Origin of the sequence: Kitasatospora putterlickiae, assembly GCF_039527695.1 — a bacterium.
Lineage (GTDB): Bacteria > Actinomycetota > Actinomycetes > Streptomycetales > Streptomycetaceae > Kitasatospora > Kitasatospora putterlickiae.
Window position 1 is genome coordinate 1 of the sequence record NZ_BAAAKJ010000508.1, and the last position, 1171, is coordinate 1171.

The 1171-nt window shown below is 76.4% G+C and carries 1 protein-coding gene; it reads left to right on the forward strand.

What is annotated here, in order from left to right:
* Positions 1 to 20: 20 nt before the first annotated feature.
* On the forward strand, positions 21 to 1171 hold a 1151-nt coding region (locus ABD308_RS38115), incomplete at its 3' end, for a GNAT family N-acetyltransferase (RefSeq protein ID WP_344345462.1).

The window sequence follows — 1171 nt, forward strand, 5'->3', positions numbered from 1 at the left end:
GCGCCCGCCGGGAGCGGACGATGAACACCGAGGCCGTCACCCCCACCGCCGGACTCCCGGCCCAGGCCCGCGCCCCGCGCTGGACCACCGAGCTGCGCCGCGAGGACGACGCCCTCGACACCCTGGCCGAGGAGTGGGACGACCTGGTCGCCCGCTGCCGGACGGCCACCTTCTTCCAGTCCGCCGTCTGGCAGCGTTCCTGGTGGCGCCAGTACGGCAGTCCCGGCGACCTGCTGGTGGTGCTGGTGCGCCGGGAGGGCCGGCTGGTCGGCGCGGGCGCCTTCCGCCGCCGCGGCCCGCTCGGCGGGCTGGCCGGCCTCGGCGCCGGGCTGATCGACTTCACCGACGTCCTGCTCGACGACGACTGCGCCGACCGCGCCGCCGCCGAGTTCGCCGCCGTCCTCCCGCTCACCCGCCCCTGGCAGAGCCTGGAGCTGCGCGAGGTCCGCCCGGAGGCCGCCGTCCAGCGGGTCTTCGAGCAGTGGCGCGGCCGGCGCCGCCGGTACCCCGACTCGCTCTGCCAGTACCTGCCGGCCGCCCCGATGGACCAGTTGCTCAAGCGGGTGCCGGGCAAGACCGCCCAGCGCAACCGGGTCAAGCTGCGCAAGATCGCCGAAGCGGGCGTGGAGGTGCGCGGCACCAGCCCGGAGGAGGTGCCGGAGGCGCTGGACGGTCTGCTGCGGCTGCACTTCCTGCAGTGGGAGGACCGCGGCGTCACCCCGGAGCACCGCACCGAGCGGTTCCGCCGGCACCTGGCCGAGTCCACCACCGGGCTGGTCGCCACCGGCCGCGCGGCGGTCCACCGGTTCTGGCTGGACGGGGAGCTGGTGGCGGTCGACCTGGTGCTGCTCTGCCCGTCCTTCAGCGGCCTCTACCTGTACGGCGCGCACCCGGTGCTGCGGGAGCGGCTGGACATCGCGGGCCTGCTGTTCGGCGCGGCGCTGGACGAGACGCTGGGCGCCGGGATCCCGGTGATAAGCCTGCTGCGCGGCCAGGAGTCGTACAAGCAGCGCTGGCGCCCGGACCAGCTGCCCAACCAGCGGCTGCTGTTCGGTCCGCGCGGCGCCGCCCCGGCGGCGGCCGTCCGGAGCGGCGCGGTGCGCGCCCGGCGGAAGGCGGTGCACGTGCTCAGCACCCGGGCTCCGCGGCTCAAGGAGGCGCTGGCCGCCCA